Consider the following 18,582-nt stretch of genomic DNA (forward strand, 5'->3'; position numbering starts at 1 on the left):
GCCGGGTCTTGAGAGGTGATTTTGATGGCCATTAACCTGATCGACCTGTCGATGCTGCAGCCGACGCTTGTTCCGAGCGATGCTCCCGACATCAGTGACGATGAGTGTGTCCGCCGGCTCGCGAGGGCCGTCGAGGAGCATGATTCCGAGCATCTCGATGAAGTGGTCCGCCTGATCGGCCGGCTTGCCGTCACGATCGAATAGAGCGCACCACGGCGCGCATTTTGAGAGCGGGTTTTGCACGCCAACGGCGTGTTGCGTTTTGGCGGAGCTTGTTCCAAAAGATGGCCCTGTTCTAGCTTCTCCAGCGGCAATGCCGCGACTTGCAGGGTCCCGCCAATGACCGGTTTTTCAACCGCGCGCCAGTACATGGTGGATGGTCAGGTGCGTCCGAGCGACGTGACCGACGATCGTATTCTCGAAGCCATGCTGACCGTGCCGCGCGAGGTGTTCGTGCCGGCCGGCAAGCAGGCGCTGGCCTATCTGGACCTCGATCTCGACGTGACCGAGGGCGGCACGGCCAGGCGCTGCCTGATCACGCCGGCGTTGCTCGCCAGGATGCTGCAAGCCGCCGAGATCAAGGCGACCGACCGCGTCCTGGTCGTCGGCTGCGCGACCGGCTACGCCGCCGCCATCGTGGCGCGTTTTGCCGGCGAGGTCAGCGCAACCGAAAGCGATCCGGCGCTCGCCGCAAAGGCCTCCGCAGCGTTCGCCCAGCTCGGCATCCAGAATGTGACCGTCAAGACCGCAGCCGCCGCCGACGGTGATGCCGCCGGCGCGCCGTATGACGTCATTGTTCTCAACGGTGCGACCGAGGTTATCCCGACCGGGCTGTTCGGCCAGCTCAAGGAGGGGGGCCGGCTGGTCGGGGTGTTCGGCCTGACGCCGCCGCCGCGTGCCACCCTCGTGACTCACTCCCACGGGGATTTCGGCCATCGCGAGCTGTTCGACGCCACGGCCCCTGTGCTGCCCGGATTCGAGCGGGTTCCGGCGTTCGTCTTCTGACCGCTACCGCGCTGCGCTAGCTGATAAAATCCCGTTCTGAATCAGAAGTGTGGCCCGTTTGCCCCACGTGAAGAGTTTCCACCACGTTCCGTTGCGGGGTAGTTCCGTTGCCCTTAGCTGCGGACTAAGGTGAGGCGGGACTCACTTCGTCTGAAGCGACCGCCGGAACTGACTTGCGTGTGGAGACGGCGACTACAATGATTGGATTACCGGGGATGCGTGGGGTGAAGCTTATCACCGCGGCTGCGACTGCCGTCCTTCTGTTGGCGGAGATGGGCCCCGTGCCTGCGCTCGCCGATACTATCGAGGCCGCGCTGGTGCGGTCCTACCAGAACAATCCCCAGCTGAATGCGCAGCGCGCGCTGGTGAGGGCGACTGACGAAAACGTTCCCCAGGCGCTCTCGGGCTATCGTCCGAAAGCCGCGCTGACCGTGAGCGGCGGATATCAATATAGCGACCAGCAGCCGACGGGCATCAAAGACTCGATTCACGGCACCCAAAATCCCGCCAGCGCGGGGCTGACGGTGAACCAGTCGCTGTACAACGCGCAGACCCCGCACAAGGTGCGCGCGGCCGAAAGCCAGGTGTCGTCGGCACGCGAAGGTCTGCGCGTGCTCGAGCAGACCGTCATCCTGAGCGCCGCCACCATCTACATGGATTATTTGCGCGACGCGGCGATCGTCGAGGTCCAGCGCAGCAACACGCGCGTGCTGGAGCAGACGCTGAAGCAGACCCAGGATCGCTTCAACGTAGGTGAGGTAACGCGGACGGACGTCGCACAATCCGAGGCGCAACTTGCGGCCGGCAAGACGCAGCAGCTCACCGCAGAATCGAACCTGACGACCACGCGGTCGAACTTCCGCCGCATCATCGGCAACGAACCGCAGAATCTTGCGCCCGGCTCGCCGGTCGATCGCTTCCTGCCGACGACGCTTGCGGCCGCCGTCGAGCTCAGCTTGACCCAGAATCCGAACGTCACGTCCGCGATGTACGGCGTCGACGTCAACTTCCTGCAGACCAAGGTTGCCGAAGGCGCGCTGCTGCCGACCGTTGGCTTGCAGGCGTCGGTGACCGAAGGCTACCAGCAACAATTGTCGGTCAATCGCGCCTTCAATGCGGCTGCACAGGTTCAGGTGTCGGTGCCGATCTATCAGGGCGGCGCTGAATACTCGCTGATCCGGCAGTCGAAGGAATCGCTGGCGCAGCAGCGTCTGGTCCTGGAACAGACCAGGGATCAGGCGCGCGCCAACGTCGTCACCGCATGGGGCCAGCTGGTCGCCGGCAAGTCGCAGGTGGCGTCGGCGCAGGCGCAGGTGACCGCGTCCGAAATCGCGCTGAACGGCGTGCGCGAAGAGGCCAAGGCCGGCCAGCGCACCACGCTCGACGTGCTCAACGCGCAGCAAGCGCTGGTCAATGCGCGCAACGCACTCGTCACCGCGCAACACGACCGCGTCGTTGCATCCTACAACGTGCTGAGCGCGATTGGCCGGCTGTCACCGCAGGTGATGGGCCTTTCGACCAACGTCTATGATGCCAGCGTGCATTACCAGCAGGTGCGCGACAACTGGGCCGGCGTACGCACGCCCGACGGCCGCTAAACACCTTCACGTCAACATCGCTTGTCGCGCCATGTTTGTGGTTCTGAGTTAATCAGGACCACAGACTGGCGCGTTTGCTTGCAATCGATAATTGGCCTGACATACCGTTTTGTCGGGCAGCAAGGCGATTCGCGCCGGCGTTGCGTGATGGCAGGTGCGACGCCACCTGTGATGACGCTGCATGGGGCGACACGAAGCTTGCACAAAGCCTCGGGCGGGCTTGATCTGGGGACAAGTCGGGCGGGAGCAATGAAAATCTCCGCGCGCTTCATCGGAACCGGCGAATCCTCTCGGGCTTGATGTAAAATAAGTTTCGATGTGGAGTCGGAGATGACGCAACCTGCGAAGGTCCAAGAGCCCTCGATGGAGGAGATTCTGGCGTCGATCCGTCGCATCATTGCCGACGATGAGGCGAAGCCGGCCGCGGCCGAGAAACCTGCGGCCGCCGCTGCGCCGCCGCCGAAGGTTGAATCGCCGCCACCAGCAGCCAAGCCCGCGATGAAGAGCCCGCCGCCCGCAGCGCCCCCGGCCGCGAAGCCCGCCGCGTCAGCGCCGAAATCACCGCCACCCGCGCCGGCGCCGGCCAGCAACAATCAGGACGACATCGACTCGCTGCTCGCAAGCCTCGACGAGGCGACGCCCGCGTCCGAGATCAGGCCGTCGCCGCAGCCCGAAGCCCAGCCCGAAGCCGACGTATTCGAGCTCACCGACGACATGGCGCTGCCGGAGCCGGCGGCCACGCCGTCGTTCCGCAAGGTCGAGCCCCAGGACGACGTCGAGTTCACGGAAGCCCGCACACGGGCGCCGGAGCCTATGCGAGAACCGGTTCGAGAGCGAGAACCGCCGGCAATCGAAACCGCGCCGATGCAGCAGATCATCTCGGGAACCACGATGCGGGCGGTCGAATCCGCCTTCAACTCGCTGGCCAACACCGTGCTGAGCAACAATGCTCGGACGCTGGAGGATCTGGTCAAGGAGATGCTGCGGCCGATGCTGAAGTCCTGGCTGGACGACAATCTGCCGGGGCTGGTCGAGCGGATCGTCAAGGCCGAGATCGAGCGGGTCTCCCGCGGGCGGTAGCTGGTGCCGCAGGGGCTTGGCAGCCCTCATTCAGCCCCCAAATGCCCCAGAGTTTCGGTTCTGATAGGATCAGACCCGAAACTCCAGTTCCCTGTTTTGACGCGTTTTCTTCACGCGAAACGGTGTCCGCTTCGCTCGAAAACGCTCTCATTGCCGTTTTGACGTGCCGGTCCGGTTGACTCGGTGCGTTCTGGCGGCTTTCTACCCTTTCCCCATGGTCCACAGCGCATTGTCATGATCGAGAAAAACTACCAGCCTGCCGATATCGAGCTCCGGATGGCCCAGCTCTGGGAGGAGAGCGGCGCATTCAAGGCCGGCCGGCCCGAGCGCAAGGACGCCCCGCCTTTCACCATCGTGATCCCGCCGCCGAACGTGACCGGCTCGCTGCACATGGGCCACGCGCTCAACAACACGCTGCAGGACATCCTGTGCCGGTTCGAGCGGATGCGCGGCCGTGACGTGCTGTGGCAGCCCGGCACCGACCATGCCGGCATCGCTACCCAGATGGTGGTCGAGCGTCAGCTGATGGAACGGCAGGAGCCGGGCCGGCGCGACATGGGCCGCGCCAAATTCCTCGAGCGGGTCTGGCAGTGGAAGGCCGAGAGCGGCGGCACCATCGTCAACCAGCTCAAGCGCCTCGGCGCCTCCTGCGACTGGTCGCGCGAGCGCTTCACCATGGACGAGGGCCTGTCGCGTGCCGTCGTCAAGGTGTTCGTCGAGCTGCACCGCCAGGGCCTGATCTACAAGGACAAGCGCCTGGTCAATTGGGACCCGAAGCTGCTCACCGCGATCTCCGATCTCGAAGTGCAGCAGGTCGAGGTCAGGGGCCATCTCTGGTACCTGCGCTATCCGATCGAAGGCCGCAGCTTCAGCCCCGAGGATCCCAAATCGTTCATCGTGGTCGCGACCACGCGTCCGGAGACGATGCTCGGCGACACCGCGGTCGCGGTGCATCCGGACGATGAGCGCTACACCGATCTGGTCGGCCAGCATGTCATCCTGCCGCTGGTCGGCCGCAAGATTCCGATCGTCGCCGACGACTATTCCGATCCGGAGAAGGGCTCGGGCGCGGTCAAGGTGACGCCGGCGCACGACTTCAACGATTTTGAGATCGGCAAGCGCCATGGCCTGCCGCAGATCAGCGTGCTGGACCAGGAAGGCTGCCTGAATCTCACCGGCAACGAGGACTATCTGCGCGGCCTGCCAGCGGGCGCCGACGAATTCGCGGCAGAGTTTCACGGCATCGAGCGCTTCGCCGCGCGCAAGAAGGTCGTGGCGCGGCTGGAGGAGTTCGGTTTCCTCGAGCGGATCGAGCCCAACACCCACATGGTGCCGCATGGCGACCGCTCCAATGTCGTGATCGAGCCGTACCTCACCGACCAGTGGTATGTCGACGCCAAGACGCTGGCGCAGCCGGCGATGGCGGCGGTGCGCTCGGGCGAGACTACGTTCGTGCCGAAGAACTGGGAAAAGACCTATTTCGAGTGGATGGAGAACATCCAGCCCTGGTGCATCTCGCGCCAGCTCTGGTGGGGCCATCAGATCCCGGCATGGTACGGGCCCGACGGCAAGGTGTTCGTCGCCGAGACCGAGGAAGAGGCGGTCGGCAACGCGCTCGGCTACTACGTCGAGCAGGAAGTCATCACGCCGGAGCAGGGCCACGACATGGCGGTCGACCCCGCCAAGCGCGAGGGCTTCATCACGCGTGACGAGGACGTGCTCGACACCTGGTTCTCCTCGGCGCTGTGGCCGTTCTCGACGCTGGGCTGGCCGGACGACACGCCGGAGGTCGCGCGCTACTACCCGACCAACACGCTGGTCACGGGCTTCGACATCATCTTCTTCTGGGTCGCCCGCATGATGATGATGGGCCTCCACTTCATGAAGGAGGCGCCGTTCTCGACCGTCTACATCCACCGTCTCGTCCGTGACGAGAAGGGCGCCAAGATGTCGAAGTCGAAGGGCAACGTTATCGACCCGCTCGGCGTGATCGACGATTTCGGCGCCGACGCGCTGCGCTTCGCGCTGACCCGCGAGGCGGCGCAGGGCCATGACATCCGCCTGTCGCCGCATCTGGTCGAGACCAACCGCAACTTCGCGACCAAGTTCTGGAACGCCTGCCGCTTCGCCGAAATGAACGAGTGCGTGAAGCCGGACGGTTTCGATCCGAAGAGCGCCAAGGAGACCTTGAACCGCTGGATCGCGCACGAAACTTCGCGCGTCACCCGCGAGGTGACCGAGACGATCGAGGATCATCGCTTCAACGATGCGGCCGGCGCGATCTACCGCTTCGTCTGGAACGTGTTCTGCGACTGGTATCTCGAGCTCGCAAAGCCGGTGCTGATGGGCGAGGAGGGCGCAGCCAAGGCCGAGACTCGCGCCATGATCGCCTGGACCCGCGACGAGATCCTCAAGCTGCTGCATCCGTTCATGCCCTTCATCACCGAAGAGCTGTGGGCCGTGACCGCGAAGCGCGACGGCCTGTTGGTGCTGGCGCCCTGGCCGCGCAAGTCGGGCGTGACCGGCGAGCAGCTGGCGGCGATCGCAACGGCGGGGCCGATTGTCGATCCGATCATTCCGCCGGTCATTGCCGCGCTCGACGCGGACGATTTCAGCGATCCCGCAGCCGAGGCCGAGATCGGCTGGGTGGTCGATCTCGTCACCGCGATGCGGTCGGTGAAGGCGGAAATGAACATCCCGCCGTCGACGCTGACACCGCTGGTGATCGTGACCACCTCCGACGAGACGCGCGACCGCGCGCAGCGCTGGAACGACACCATCAAGCGCCTCGCGCGATTGTCGGAGATTTCCTTCGCGAACGCCGCGCCTGAAGGCGCCATGCAGCTGCTGGTGCGCGGCGAAGTCGTCGCGCTGCCGCTGAAGGGCGTGATCGATCTTGCAGCCGAACGCGCGCGGCTGGAGAAGGAGCTCGGCAAGGCCGACGCCGATATCAAGCGGGTCGACGCAAAGCTCTCCAACGAGAAGTTCGTCGCCAACGCGCCGGAAGAGCTCGTCGAGGAAGAGAAAGAGAAGCGCGCGGCAGCAACGGAGCGCCGGGCCAAGATCCTCGAGGCGATCGAGCTGCTGAAGAAGGCGTCATAGCTGACAACGCTGTGACGCTCAGAACCGCTTGCTGAGGAATTTCGATCCCTTCAGCCCGTAGCGCCAGGGCAGGTCGACGGCTTTGGTGATGCCGATCCGCAATCCGGTGACGATGTCGGGCGTCTCTGGCCGCGCGTGGAGCGCGATCGGCGGACGGTCGAGCGGCAGTTCGCTGTGCGCGATCGTGATGCCGAGCGCCTCGCAGAGCTTGCCGGGCCCCGAGCACAAAGCACGCTCATCCTCCAGCCCGCGCCGCCGGCGCATCGCGGCGAGCCCATGGGTCGGCTCGAGCGCGCGGATCAGCACGGCGCTGGCCGAGCCCGGCGCTTCGCAGACGAAGTTGACGCACCAATGGATGCCGTAGGAGCGGTAGACATAGCAGAAGCCCGGCGGGCCGAACATGATCTGGTTGCGCGGGGTCGGTCCGTTGAACGAGTGGGCCGCCGGCTCGGTGTGATGGTAGGCCTCGACCTCGGTGATGATGCCGCCGACGCCGCCGACCAGGAAGGTCGCGCCGATCAGGTTGGGCGCGACCTCATGGACGCTGCGATCGAAGAAGGCGCGTTTCAGAGCTTTGCCGAGGCGCGGCGCGGTCGCACGGGTCGATCGGGGTTTTTGAGCCATTTTGAGGTGGGAATCGGCGTGGAACGGACCGCAAGACTGCCAACATATGGGCTGATCTGCTAGGGTCGCAGGGCGGGTTGCGAGCCGCGTCAACACCGATTAGCTATGGCCTCTCGCGACTTGCAGGCACAAATGGTCACCATCGTCGACACCATCTCCACCGCTCAGCTCCGCCCGCGTCACCCCGAAAAGGTGAACCGGCCGGATGCCGTGTCGCCGCCGAAGCCGGACTGGATCCGCGTCCGCGCGCCGAACACGCGCGGCTATGCCGATACGCGCCGGATCGTGAAGGAGAACGGCCTCGTCACGGTGTGCGAGGAGGCGGGCTGTCCCAACATCGGTGAGTGCTGGGACAAGAAGCACGCCACCTTCATGATCATGGGTGACACGTGCACACGCGCCTGCGCGTTCTGCAACGTCAAGACCGGCATGCCCGGCGCGCTCGATGCCCATGAGCCCGAATACGTCGCTGAGGCGGTCTCGAAGCTGGGTCTGACCCATGTCGTGATCACATCGGTGGATCGCGACGATCTCGCCGACGGTGGCGCCGAGCATTTTGCAGAGACCATCCGCGCCATCCGCGCGCGCTGCCCGACCACCACGATCGAGATCCTGACGCCGGACTTCCTGCGCAAGGACGGCGCGCTCGAGCGCGTGGTCGCGGCCAAGCCCGACGTCTTCAATCACAATCTGGAAACCGTGCCGTCACGCTATCTGACGGTCCGTCCCGGCGCGCGCTATTTCCATTCGATCCGGCTGCTGCAGCGGGTCAAGGAGATGGACCCGACCATCTTCACCAAGTCGGGCATCATGGTCGGGCTCGGCGAGGAGCGGCACGAGGTGCTGCAGGTGATGGACGACCTGCGCTCGGCCGAGGTCGATTTCCTGACCATCGGCCAGTACCTGCAGCCGACGCGCAAGCATCACGCCGTGATGCGCTACGTGACGCCGGACGAATTCGCGGGCTACGAGCGTGTCGCCTATACCAAGGGTTTTCTGATGGTGTCGGCGAGTCCGCTGACGCGCTCGTCGCATCATGCCGGCGAGGATTTTGCGAAGCTGCAGGCGGCCCGCACGGCTCGCGGCCGCTAGATTTTGTAAACGGCAGGAGGCCGGCGTCGCCACGCGCCGTTGCCTGATCGAGCCTCGACCGAACCTTGACCGAATCTTGGACGGGACCAATGCAACGCGTGCTGGTGATGGGATCGTCGGGGTCCGGCAAATCGACCTTTGCGCGACGGCTGTCCGCCATGACGGGCATCCCGACCGTGTCGATCGACGCGCTGTTCTGGAAGCCGGGCTGGGTCGAGTCCGACAAGGATGAATTCGAGCGCCGCATGGTCGAGGTCACGCAAGCGCCGCGCTGGATCATGGATGGGAACTACATGAAGAGCGGTGCAGGTGAACTGCGCCGGCAACTCTCCGATACGATCATCTGGTTCGACCTGCCGCGGCTGACCTGCATGCTCGGAATCCTGGGCCGGATAGCCGGCAGCTATGGCCAGGTTCGCCCCGAGATGGCGGAGGGATGCCCGGAGAAGATCGATCTCGAATTCTTCCGGTATGTCTGGACCTATCGCCAGCAGCAGCGGCCGAAGCTGGTCGAATATTTTTCGGGCTTGCGCGCCGATCAATCGCTGGTCTGCTTCACCGATCGGACCCAGGCGGACGACTATCTGAAGCGTCTCGCACGCCAGCAAAACCGTGCGAGTATCCACTGATGCCACGATTCTCAAGCAAGCGGCGGGTCCGCCACACCGCACCTCAAATGTTCGATTTGGTCGCCGACGTCGAGCGCTATCCGGAATTCGTCCCGCTGTGCCAGGCGCTCAAGGTCCGCCAGCGGACGCCCAAGGACGACGGCACCGAGGTCGTGGTGGCCGACATGACCGTCTCGTTCAAGCTGGTCCGCGAAACCTTCACCAGCAGGGTGACGCTCGATCGGCCCAACCTGAAGATTCTGGTCGAATATCTGCGCGGCCCGTTCAGCAATCTGGAGAACCGCTGGAGCTTCGAGCCGAAGTCGGAGACCGAATGCGATGTCGGCTTCTTCCTGAACTACGAATTCAAGAGCCGGATGCTGGCGATGCTGATGGGCTCGATGTTCGACGCCGCATTCTCGCGCTTTGCCGCCGCGTTCGAGAAGCGGGCGGACCAAGTCTACGGCAAGCCTCAGCTGTCAACGTAGCGAAGCCGTCTCGTTGCATCCCCGGAACGCAAATGCCCGGCGCAAGGCCGGGCATGACGGGTGATGCGTGGACTTACGGGCAGGAACGACGCACGCCGCCGGACGCGATGTAGGTGCCCGAAGCCGGGTCGTAGGTGCGGAAGCGCTGGGAGCAATAGGCGTCGTTGTTGGCCTTGGCCTGGCTCGCCGCGATGGCGCCGCCGATGATCGCGCCGGCTGCAAGCCCGCCGATGATCGCAGCACCGTTTCCACCACCGCCATGGCGATGACCGTAGTAGCCGCCGCGGTAACCGTGACGCGGGCCGCCATGCCAGTGACGATACTGCACCTGCTCGACGGAGATCGGCTGGTCCTGCAATCGCGCGGGCGCGAGCGGTGCGGCGAACGAGGGGGCAATAGTTGAAAGCGTCATGGCGCCTGAGGTGATTGCGGCCACGACCAAAGTTCCCAACTTCATCATTTTCTCCTTGTTGTGGGATTTTGCTGTTTGGACAAACAATTCAAACAGCAGAGTTGGAACAATAGAAAACGGCGAAGCGACGTCGCAGTTCCACCTGAGATAGGCGGCACTGGGTCGCAGTTGACACAGGGGTGTGTGAGGTTGGCCTTCGCGCGATGCGACTTGCGTAGGCCTATCCGCGTGGCGGCCGCCGGCGCTTCGCGGCATGGCTTCGCGGCGACCGGGCCACGCGCGGCCGCAATCGGCTGGCAGCCTCGCGGCGCGGCTTTGCGGCCTGCGGCGGCCGCGCGAGCTCGATCAGCATGCGGAGCGCCTCGACCACCGAGCGTTGCCGCACCGTGCTGCGGCCGATCGCGCCAAATCGTTGCTCCCGATGAACGATGCGGCCGTCGCGCGCGGCGACGGCTAAGTGCACCAGGCCGACCGGCTTGCCCGGCGTCGCGCCGCCGGGGCCCGCGATCCCGGTGATCGAGACCGCAAGGTCGACGCCGGCCTTTTCCAGTGCGCCGATCGCCATCGCGGTCGCGGTTTCCTTGCTCACCGCGCCGAACGTCTCCAGCGTTGCCGCCTTGACGCCGAGCATCGCCCGCTTGGCCTCGTTCGAATAGGTGACGAAGCCGCGGTCGATCACGTCGGAAGAGCCGGGGATATCGGTGAGCGCGCCCGCGACCAGGCCCCCGGTGCAGGACTCGGCGGTCGCGATGGTCAGCTTGCGCATCCGGCACAGGTCGAGCAGCGCGCGGGAGAGGGCACGAGCGTCGCTGCCGCCCATGTCAGGCACCCCAGCCTTTTTCATCCCAAGGCAGGCGGACCGTGGCGCTCGCGGTCGCCGCGATGCCTTCCTCGCGGCCGGTGAAGCCGAGCCGCTCGCTGGTGGTCGCCTTGACCGCCACGCGCGAGATGTGGACGCCGGAGATCTCCGCGATCTTCGCCCGCATGGTGTCGCGCAGCGGGCCGATCTTCGGCCGCTCGCAGATCAGCGTCACCTCGAGATTGGCGATCCGCCCGCCGCGCGCGGTGACGCGCTCAACGGCATATTTCAGGAACTGGTCGGAGGAGGCGCCCTTCCACTTGGCGTCGCTCGGCGGGAAGTGCGAGCCGATGTCGCCGTCGGCCAGCGCGCCGAGGATCGCGTCGACCAGCGCATGCAGCCCGACATCGCCGTCGGAATGGGCCAGGAATCCCTTCGTGTGCGGCACGCGGACGCCGCAGATCATGACATGGTCGCCGTCGCCAAAGGCGTGCACGTCGTAACCGGTGCCGGTCCTGATGTCGCCGAGCTGGCTTGCGAGCCGCGCTTCCTCGCGCACGAAATCTTCGGGGGTGGTGAGTTTCATGTTGGCAGCATCGCCTTCAAACGTCGCAACGGTCAATCCCGCCCATTCAGCCAGCGCGGCATCGTCGGTGAAATCGCTGCGGCCCTCGCGCGCGGCACGACGATGCGCCTCCAATATTACGTCGAAACGAAATGCCTGGGGCGTCTGCGCGATCCGCAAGCGGGCGCGCTCCGGCGTCGCCTCGACATCGCCGGCATCGCCGGTGACCTTGATCGTGTCGGTGACGGGAATCACGGGGATCGCAGCGCCGGTCCGGCCGGCCGCGGCGATCGCGCGCGAGATCACGGCCGCGGTGACGAAGGGGCGCGCGGCATCGTGGATCAGCACGATATCGGGCTTCGCGCTGGCGAGCGCCTCGAGCCCGGCATGGACCGAGGCCTGCCGGGTCGCGCCGCCCGGCGTCGGCGGTTGATGGCGGAGGCCAGCCACCGCTTCATCGAACAGCGCGGCATCATCGGGATTGACCACCGGCTGCACCGCAAACACGTCGGGGTGTCCGGAGAACGCCTCCATGGCGCGGTAGATCACCGTCTGTCCGCCGATCGTCCGGTACTGCTTTGGTCCGCCTGCGCCGGCGCGCAGTCCACGGCCGGCTGCGACAAGGATGGCTGCGGTACGCTCAGGCTTCGACATGTTGAACCAGTGACAGGCGAATCAGGGATGAGGGGAGCGGCGGGGACCGCCGCGCACAGCCCTTAGCACGACAGCTGCGCAAAAACAGAGCGTTTGCCGATGACTGTGGGAAAAGCAGATTTTGTTGCAGTGCACTTGCACAGGTGCTAGGAATGTCTAAACCGTAGGCATGAGCCTTGACTGCACAAGAATTGTGCGCAGAATAGATGGCGTCGGCTGCAATGGCGTGGCTGACAGAACGACGAGACGGCTGTGACCGGCGTGCAAAGTACTCCTCGTAACCCATTGAAGATAGGCGATATTGCTGTCGCCAACCGGGTTCTCCTCGCGCCCATGTCCGGCATCACCGACGCGCCCTTCCGGCGACTCGCCGCCACCTTGGGCGCCGGGCTGGTGGTCTCCGAGATGACCGCCAGCGACGATCTGGTGAACGGCAAGCCGATGTCGAAGCTGCGTTGTGAGGCAGCCGGGATCGGGCCGCATGTGGTCCAGCTCGCCGGCTGCGAGACCCACTGGATGGCGGAGGGCGCGCGGATCGCCGAGGGCGCGGGCGCTGACATCATCGATATCAACATGGGCTGCCCGGCGCGCCACGTGACCGGCGGCCAGTCCGGCTCGGCCCTGATGCGCGACCTCGACCACGCGGTAACGCTGATCGAGGCGACGCTGTCGGCGGTCAAGGTGCCGGTGACGCTGAAGATGCGACTAGGCTGGGACGATCGCTCGCTCAATGCGCCCGAACTGGCGCGCCGCGCCGAGGCATCAGGCGTGCAGATGATCTCCGTGCATGGCCGCACCCGCTGCCAGTTCTACAAGGGCGAGGCCAACTGGAACGCGGTGCGCGCGGTCAAGGACGCCGTCACGATCCCGGTCGTGGTCAACGGCGATATCACCTCGTTCGACAGGGCGCTCGACGCGCTGGAGATGTCGGGCGCCGACGCCGTCATGATCGGCCGCGGCGCGCAGGGCCAGCCCTGGCTGCCCGGCCAGATCGGTCGCCGGCTCGAGACCGGGGTCGCCGAGGCTGCGCCGTCGCTCGCCGAGCAACTCAAGCATGTTCGCGCGCTCTATGACGAGGTCTGCAGCCACTATGGCCTGCGTATCGGGCTCAGGCATGCGCGCAAGCATCTCGGCTGGGCGCTGGAGACTGCTGCGGCCTATAGCTGCGCGCCGGCGGCAACGTTGAAGACCTGGCGGCAGGCGATCCTGACCTCGGAGCAGCCGTCCAGCGTGCATCGCGCGCTCGAGGACGCCTATGACGACTTTGCCTGGAGTGCTGCCGCATGACGTCAGCCATGGAATTTCGCCGACCCGTGCCCACCGACGGCGAGGCCATCCTCAACGCGCTGCCCAATCCGGTGCTGCTGGTCGCACCCGACGGACGGATCGTCGATGCCAACATCGCCGCCGAATCCTTCTTCGAGATCTCGACGCAGTTCTTGCGCCGGCAGTCGCTGAAGGAGCTGGTGCCGTTCGGCAGTCCGCTGCTCGCGCTGATCGAGCAGGTGCGGGCGAGCGGCTCGCCGGTCAACGAATACAAGGTCGATCTCGGCACGCCGCGGATCGGCGGCGATCGTCAGGTCGACCTGCACGTCGCGCCGCTGACCGAGCGGCCCGGACATATCGTGGTGATGCTGCAGGAGCGCACCATCGCCGACAAGATGGATCGCCAGCTCACCCATCGCAGCGCGGCGCGCTCGGTGATCGCGCTGGCCGCGATGCTTGCCCATGAGATCAAGAATCCGCTGTCCGGCATCCGCGGCGCCGCGCAGCTCCTCGAGCAGCAGGCTTCCTCGGAGGATCGGCTGCTGACGCGGCTGATCTGCGACGAGGCAGACCGCATCGTGACGCTGGTCGACCGCATGGAAGTGTTCGGCGACGACCGTCCGGTGGCGCGCGGCCCGGTCAACATCCATTCGGTGCTCGACCATGTGAAGCGCCTCGCGCAATCGGGCTTCGCCCGCAACGTCCGTTTCATCGAGGACTATGATCCGTCGCTTCCGCCGGTGCTGGCCAACCAGGACCAGTTGATCCAGGTCTTCCTCAACCTCGTGAAGAACGCCGCCGAAGCGGTTGCCGATCTCGGCACCGATGCGGAGATCCACCTCACCACGGCGTTCCGGCCTGGTGTGCGGCTGTCAGTGCCCGGCAAGAAATCGCGGGTCTCGCTGCCGCTGGAATTCTGCGTCAAGGACAACGGCTCAGGCGTGCCGGAAGACCTGTTGCCGAACCTGTTCGATCCCTTCGTCACCACCAAGCAGACCGGCAGCGGACTCGGCCTCGCGCTGGTCGCCAAGATCGTCGGCGATCACGGCGGCATCATCGAATGCGAGTCGCAGCCGCGTAAGACCACCTTCCGCGTGCTGATGCCGATGTACAGCGCCGCCAAGCAACACGATCACAGCAACCGCGATGACGTTCCGGGTACGTCCTCGCCTGCCTCACGATGAGGAACAACAATGCCTGCAGGTAGCATACTTGTCGCTGACGACGACACCGCCATCCGGACCGTCCTGAACCAGGCGCTGTCGCGCGCCGGCTATGAGGTGCGCCTGACCGGTAACGCCGCCACGCTGTGGCGCTGGGTCAGCCAGGGCGAGGGCGATCTCGTCATCACCGACGTGGTGATGCCCGACGAGAACGCGTTCGATCTGCTGCCGCGGATCAAGAAGATGCGGCCGAACCTGCCTGTCATCGTGATGAGCGCGCAGAACACCTTCATGACGGCGATCCGCGCCTCCGAGCGCGGCGCCTACGAATATCTGCCGAAGCCGTTCGACCTGAAGGAGCTGATCACCATCGTCGGCCGCGCGCTCGCCGAGCCGAAGGAGCGGGTCTCCAGTCCCGCCGACGACGGCGAGTTCGACTCGATCCCGCTGGTCGGCCGCTCGCCGGCGATGCAGGAGATCTACCGCGTGCTGGCGCGGCTGATGCAGACCGATCTGACCGTGATGATCTCGGGCGAGTCAGGCACCGGCAAGGAGCTCGTGGCGCGCGCGCTGCACGACTACGGCCGGCGCCGCAACGGCCCGTTCGTCGCGGTCAACATGGCGGCGATCCCGCGCGATCTCATCGAGTCCGAATTGTTCGGCCATGAGCGCGGCGCCTTCACTGGCGCCAACACCCGCGCCTCCGGCCGCTTCGAGCAAGCCGAGGGCGGCACGCTGTTCCTCGACGAGATCGGCGACATGCCGATGGAGGCGCAGACCCGTCTGCTCCGCGTGCTGCAGCAGGGCGAGTACACCACCGTCGGCGGCCGCACCCCGATCAAGACCGACGTGCGCATCGTCGCGGCCTCCAACAAGGATCTGCGCATCCTGATCCAGCAGGGCCTGTTCCGCGAAGATCTGTTCTTCCGCCTCAACGTGGTGCCGCTGCGGCTGCCGCCGCTGCGCGAGCGCATCGAGGATCTGCCCGACCTGATCCGGCACTTCTTCTCGCTCGCCGAGAAGGACGGTCTGCCGCCGAAGAAGCTCGACACCCAGGCGTTGGAGCGGCTGAAGCAGCACCGCTGGCCGGGTAACGTCCGCGAGCTGGAAAATCTCGCCCGGCGGCTCGCCGCGCTCTATCCGCAGGACGTCATCACCGCTTCTGTCATCGACGGCGAGCTGGCGCCGCCGGCCGTCACCTCGGGCAGCACCGCGACCGTCGGCGTCGACAATCTCGGCGGTGCCGTGGAGGCCTATCTGTCCTCGCACTTCTCCGGCTTCCCGAACGGGGTGCCGCCGCCGGGCCTCTACCACCGCATCCTCAAGGAGATCGAGATCCCGCTCCTGACAGCTGCGCTGGCGGCGACCCGCGGCAACCAGATCCGGGCTGCCGACCTGCTCGGATTGAACCGCAATACGCTGCGCAAGAAGATCCGCGACCTCGATATCCAAGTCTACCGGAGCGGCGGCTAGGGCTGAGACGGGGCGGGGCGCGAGCCTCGCAACCGTTTTTGAGTAGTCACAAATGGTTTTGAGGGACACGGCGCCGCACCGCGGTTTGCGCCGCGGAAATGTCGCAATTCGGCAACATTGTGATATGATTGCATCAGTTCGCAATTCCCGCGGGCGATCGCTCTCAGCTCAATTGCCGGTATGACCAGCGCAGACACCACCGCTTCAACTTTACACGCGCCCCCGGCCGAGCCCACTGCAGAGGCGCGGGGCTTCCCGCTGCGACGCTGGCTGGCGCCGTTCGCCGTGGCGATTGCGCTGCTGTCTGGCTTCCTCACCTTCGTGGTGCTGACCGGCCTGACCCCGATCGAGCCGACCTCAGACGTCGTCCGCTCCTTCCTGATGATTAACGCCGCCACGATCCTGCTGCTGGTCGGCATCATCGTCCGGGAAGTCTGGCAGATGGTGCAGGCGAGACGGCGGGGCCGGGCGGCGGCACGGCTGCATGTCCAGATCGTCGGCCTGTTCTCGGTGATCGCCGTGCTGCCCGCCGTGCTGGTGTCGATCGTCGCCAACGTCACCATCGAGCGCGGCCTCGACCGGCTGTTCTCGGGCCCCACCAAGCAGGTGATCCAGAACTCGCTGACGATCGCCAGCGCCTACATGCAGGAGCACGCGCAACTCATCAACGGCGACACGCTGGCGATGGCCAACGACCTTGCCCACGCGCGGCCGCTCTACGATCAGGATCGCATGACGTTCCTGCAACTCCTGACCGCCGGCGCCGAGGCGCGCAACCTGCCGGTCGCGGTGCTGATGGACAAGGACGGCAAGATCGTCGCCAGCGCTGAAACCGGCGTTCGCTTCAACTATGAAGCACCGCCACCCGACATCCTCAAGGACATCAACGAGACCGAGCCGAAGATTTCGGTCTTCCCGGAGAACTACGTCGCCTCCGTGGTCCGGCTGCGGGCCTATGACGACATGTTCCTGTACGTGGCGCGTCTGCTCGATCCGGCCGTCGTCGCCCAGCTCAAGCAGACCCAGACCAGTGCCGCCGAGTATGCCCAGCTCGAGACGCGCCGGCTCGGCATCCAGGTCGCGTTCGCGCTGATGTTCGCGGTGATCGCGCTGACCATCCTGATGGCTTCGGTGCTGATCGGCCTGAATTTCGCCAACGGGCTGGTGTCGCCGATCCGCCAGCTGATGGGCGCCGCGAGCGAGGTCTCGACCGGCAACCTCAATGTCCAGGTGCCGGTCCACAAATCGGCAAGCGACCTCGCGATGCTCGGCGAAATCTTCAACAAGATGACCCAGGAGCTGCGCACCCAGCGCAACGAGCTGGTCGACGCCAGCGAGACCATCGACAGCCGCCGCCGCTTCATCGAGGCGGTGCTGTCGTCGGCCAGCGCCGGGATCATCGGGGTCGACGCGTCGGGCACCATCGGCGTCCTCAACCGGTCGGCGGAGAAGCTGATCGGGCATGCCGAGTCGGAGACGCTCGGCCATCCGCTCTCGGACGTGCTGCCCGAGCTCGACGAGATGATGAAGACCGCGCGCGAGGGCACCCAGCGCCTGGTGCAGGGGCAGGTCACGATCCTGCGAGACGGCAATGAGCGCAATCTGTCGGTTCGCGTCTCGGCCGAGCAGACCAGCCAGTCGCGCGACAGCTACATCATCACGCTCGACGACATCACCGAACTGGTCTCCGCGCAGCGCACCTCGGCCTGGGGCGATGTCGCCCGCCGCATCGCCCACGAGATCAAGAACCCGCTGACCCCGATCCAGCTCTCCGCAGAGCGGATCCGCCGCAAGTTCGGCAAGACCATCACCGAGGAGAAGGACAAGTCGATCTTCGAGCAGTGCACCGACACCATCGTGCGCCAGGTCGACGACATCAGGCGCATGGTCGACGAGTTCTCGCGCTTCGCGCGGATGCCGAAGCCGGTGATGGAAGGCGAGGACGTCGCCGACGTGGTGCGTCAGGCCGTGTTCCTGATGAAGGTCGCGCATCCCGATCTCGACATCGAGGCCGACATCAAGCAGGCGCCGCTGCCGGCACAGTTCGACCGCAGGCTGATCTCGCAGGCGCTGACCAACATCATCAAGAACGCGACCGAGGCGATCGAGCAGGTCCCACGCGAGGAGCTCGGCAAGGGCCGCATCGACGTCGTGGCGCAGCGCGAGGGTGACGACATCCTGATCGACGTCGTCGACAACGGCATCGGCCTGCCCAAGGTTGCCCGTTCGCGGCTGCTCGAGCCCTATGTTACGACGCGGGCGAAGGGCACCGGTCTTGGACTCGCGATCGTCGGCCGTGTTCTCGAAGACCATGGCGGCCGCATCGAGCTCAAGGACGCGTCGGATTTTCGTGAGGGCCAGCGCGGGGCCTGGATGCGGCTGCGCTTTTCCGTCACGGGCCAGGCGGCCAAGCCGGAGAACAAGCCGGAGAACAAGGAACAAAAGCCGGACGCGAAATCATCCGACCCCGTCGGCGAAAAAAATCCGCCGCAAGAGCCGACCAACGGCCCGGCACAGGCGACCAACAATGAACCAAAAATCCAACAACCAATCCAAGAACCCGACCAGCAAGAACCAAATAACCAAGAGCCAAATGCACAAGAGCCAAGAAGCCAACAGCCAAGAATCAAAGCCGCGACGGGCGACTGACAAC

16 protein-coding genes are annotated in these 18,582 nt (G+C 65.5%); 12 read left to right on the forward strand and 4 right to left on the reverse strand.

Features of this window, described 5'->3' with window-relative positions; translation table 11 throughout:
* The first annotated feature begins 24 nt into the window (after positions 1-24).
* The 5 genes from JQ573_RS28680 to JQ573_RS28700 all read left to right on the forward strand — a co-directional run bounded on the left by JQ573_RS28680 (position 25) and on the right by JQ573_RS28700 (position 6,785).
* Complete coding sequence (locus JQ573_RS28680) at positions 25-204, forward strand: hypothetical protein (protein WP_212314524.1); 180 nt, start codon at positions 25-27, stop codon at positions 202-204.
* 135 nt (positions 205-339) lie between these two features.
* Positions 340-1,005, forward strand: a complete 666-nt coding sequence (locus tag JQ573_RS28685) for a protein-L-isoaspartate O-methyltransferase (protein ID WP_212314523.1) — start codon at positions 340-342, stop codon at positions 1,003-1,005.
* A 215-nt stretch (positions 1,006-1,220) separates the two neighbouring features.
* Positions 1,221-2,603 carry a TolC family outer membrane protein gene (locus tag JQ573_RS28690; protein ID WP_212314521.1) on the forward strand — a complete coding sequence of 461 codons (1,383 nt, stop codon included), beginning with the start codon at positions 1,221-1,223 and terminating at the stop codon, positions 2,601-2,603.
* Positions 2,604-2,933: 330 nt separating this feature from the next.
* Positions 2,934-3,683 carry a PopZ family protein gene (locus tag JQ573_RS28695; protein ID WP_212314519.1) on the forward strand — a complete coding sequence of 250 codons (750 nt, stop codon included), beginning with the start codon at positions 2,934-2,936 and terminating at the stop codon, positions 3,681-3,683.
* A 234-nt stretch (positions 3,684-3,917) separates the two neighbouring features.
* On the forward strand, positions 3,918-6,785 hold the full coding sequence (locus tag JQ573_RS28700; protein WP_212314517.1) for a valine--tRNA ligase: 2,868 nt from the start codon (positions 3,918-3,920) through the stop codon (positions 6,783-6,785).
* A gap of 18 nt (positions 6,786-6,803) precedes the next feature.
* Here JQ573_RS28700 and JQ573_RS28705 read toward each other — a convergent pair whose 3' ends face one another.
* Positions 6,804-7,409: a DNA-3-methyladenine glycosylase gene (locus tag JQ573_RS28705; protein WP_212314515.1), complete on the reverse strand. Its 606-nt coding sequence runs from the start codon at positions 7,407-7,409 to the stop codon at positions 6,804-6,806.
* A 132-nt stretch (positions 7,410-7,541) separates the two neighbouring features.
* Between JQ573_RS28705 and lipA the strand changes: the two genes are divergently transcribed.
* The 3 genes from lipA (at position 7,542) to JQ573_RS28720 (ending at position 9,597) form a co-directional block, all read left to right on the forward strand.
* Positions 7,542-8,501 (forward strand): lipoyl synthase, encoded by a 960-nt coding sequence (gene lipA / locus JQ573_RS28710; RefSeq protein WP_212314514.1) that lies wholly within the window; start codon positions 7,542-7,544, stop codon positions 8,499-8,501.
* 89 nt (positions 8,502-8,590) lie between these two features.
* Positions 8,591-9,130, forward strand: coding sequence for a DNA topology modulation protein (locus tag JQ573_RS28715; protein ID WP_212314512.1), 540 nt, complete (start codon positions 8,591-8,593; stop codon positions 9,128-9,130).
* Positions 9,130-9,597, forward strand: coding sequence for a type II toxin-antitoxin system RatA family toxin (locus JQ573_RS28720; protein WP_212314510.1), 468 nt, complete (start codon positions 9,130-9,132; stop codon positions 9,595-9,597). The genes JQ573_RS28715 and JQ573_RS28720 overlap by 1 nt, the downstream gene beginning before the upstream one ends.
* A gap of 73 nt (positions 9,598-9,670) precedes the next feature.
* Here the strand turns inward: JQ573_RS28720 and JQ573_RS28725 are convergent, their stop codons facing one another.
* From JQ573_RS28725 to JQ573_RS28735, 3 genes are all read right to left on the reverse strand, one after another.
* Entirely contained in the window at positions 9,671-10,057 is a 387-nt protein-coding gene (locus tag JQ573_RS28725) for a BA14K family protein (protein ID WP_212314508.1), read from the reverse strand.
* A gap of 172 nt (positions 10,058-10,229) precedes the next feature.
* Positions 10,230-10,829, reverse strand: coding sequence for a CinA family protein (locus JQ573_RS28730; RefSeq protein WP_212314506.1), 600 nt, complete (start codon positions 10,827-10,829; stop codon positions 10,230-10,232).
* Position 10,830: 1 nt separating this feature from the next.
* Positions 10,831-12,027, reverse strand: coding sequence for a bifunctional 2-C-methyl-D-erythritol 4-phosphate cytidylyltransferase/2-C-methyl-D-erythritol 2,4-cyclodiphosphate synthase (locus tag JQ573_RS28735; RefSeq protein ID WP_212314504.1), 1,197 nt, complete (start codon positions 12,025-12,027; stop codon positions 10,831-10,833).
* A 285-nt stretch (positions 12,028-12,312) separates the two neighbouring features.
* Between JQ573_RS28735 and dusB the strand changes: the two genes are divergently transcribed.
* From dusB to JQ573_RS28755, 4 genes are all read left to right on the forward strand, one after another.
* On the forward strand, positions 12,313-13,314 hold the full coding sequence (gene dusB, locus JQ573_RS28740; protein ID WP_212314502.1) for a tRNA dihydrouridine synthase DusB: 1,002 nt from the start codon (positions 12,313-12,315) through the stop codon (positions 13,312-13,314).
* Entirely contained in the window at positions 13,311-14,477 is a 1,167-nt protein-coding gene (locus JQ573_RS28745) for a nitrogen regulation protein NR(II) (RefSeq protein ID WP_092114488.1), read from the forward strand. The genes dusB and JQ573_RS28745 overlap by 4 nt, the downstream gene beginning before the upstream one ends.
* A 9-nt stretch (positions 14,478-14,486) precedes the next feature.
* Positions 14,487-15,929, forward strand: coding sequence for a nitrogen regulation protein NR(I) (gene ntrC, locus JQ573_RS28750; protein ID WP_029084144.1), 1,443 nt, complete (start codon positions 14,487-14,489; stop codon positions 15,927-15,929).
* A 180-nt stretch (positions 15,930-16,109) separates the two neighbouring features.
* Positions 16,110-18,578 carry a PAS domain-containing sensor histidine kinase gene (locus tag JQ573_RS28755; RefSeq protein ID WP_212314500.1) on the forward strand — a complete coding sequence of 823 codons (2,469 nt, stop codon included), beginning with the start codon at positions 16,110-16,112 and terminating at the stop codon, positions 18,576-18,578.
* Positions 18,579-18,582 lie beyond the last annotated feature (4 nt).

Origin of the sequence: Bradyrhizobium sp. AUGA SZCCT0105 (assembly GCF_018129565.1) — a bacterium.
GTDB lineage: Bacteria > Pseudomonadota > Alphaproteobacteria > Rhizobiales > Xanthobacteraceae > Bradyrhizobium.

Bases quoted from the DNA above. Each gene is read 5' to 3' on its own strand.
- JQ573_RS28755 (WP_212314500.1), top strand. From the start codon at position 16,110: ATGACCAGCGCAGACACCACCGCTTCAACTTTACACGCGCCCCCGGCC.
- ntrC (WP_029084144.1), top strand. From the start codon at position 14,487: ATGCCTGCAGGTAGCATACTTGTCGCTGACGACGACACCGCCATCCGG.
- JQ573_RS28690 (WP_212314521.1), top strand. From the start codon at position 1,221: ATGCGTGGGGTGAAGCTTATCACCGCGGCTGCGACTGCCGTCCTTCTG.
- JQ573_RS28715 (WP_212314512.1), top strand. From the start codon at position 8,591: ATGCAACGCGTGCTGGTGATGGGATCGTCGGGGTCCGGCAAATCGACC.
- JQ573_RS28735 (WP_212314504.1), bottom strand. From the start codon at position 12,027: ATGTCGAAGCCTGAGCGTACCGCAGCCATCCTTGTCGCAGCCGGCCGT.
- JQ573_RS28745 (WP_092114488.1), top strand. From the start codon at position 13,311: ATGACGTCAGCCATGGAATTTCGCCGACCCGTGCCCACCGACGGCGAG.
- JQ573_RS28680 (WP_212314524.1), top strand. From the start codon at position 25: ATGGCCATTAACCTGATCGACCTGTCGATGCTGCAGCCGACGCTTGTT.
- JQ573_RS28700 (WP_212314517.1), top strand. From the start codon at position 3,918: ATGATCGAGAAAAACTACCAGCCTGCCGATATCGAGCTCCGGATGGCC.
- JQ573_RS28685 (WP_212314523.1), top strand. From the start codon at position 340: ATGACCGGTTTTTCAACCGCGCGCCAGTACATGGTGGATGGTCAGGTG.
- JQ573_RS28705 (WP_212314515.1), bottom strand. From the start codon at position 7,409: ATGGCTCAAAAACCCCGATCGACCCGTGCGACCGCGCCGCGCCTCGGC.
- JQ573_RS28695 (WP_212314519.1), top strand. From the start codon at position 2,934: ATGACGCAACCTGCGAAGGTCCAAGAGCCCTCGATGGAGGAGATTCTG.
- JQ573_RS28720 (WP_212314510.1), top strand. From the start codon at position 9,130: ATGCCACGATTCTCAAGCAAGCGGCGGGTCCGCCACACCGCACCTCAA.
- JQ573_RS28730 (WP_212314506.1), bottom strand. From the start codon at position 10,829: ATGGGCGGCAGCGACGCTCGTGCCCTCTCCCGCGCGCTGCTCGACCTG.
- JQ573_RS28725 (WP_212314508.1), bottom strand. From the start codon at position 10,057: ATGATGAAGTTGGGAACTTTGGTCGTGGCCGCAATCACCTCAGGCGCC.
- lipA (WP_212314514.1), top strand. From the start codon at position 7,542: ATGGTCACCATCGTCGACACCATCTCCACCGCTCAGCTCCGCCCGCGT.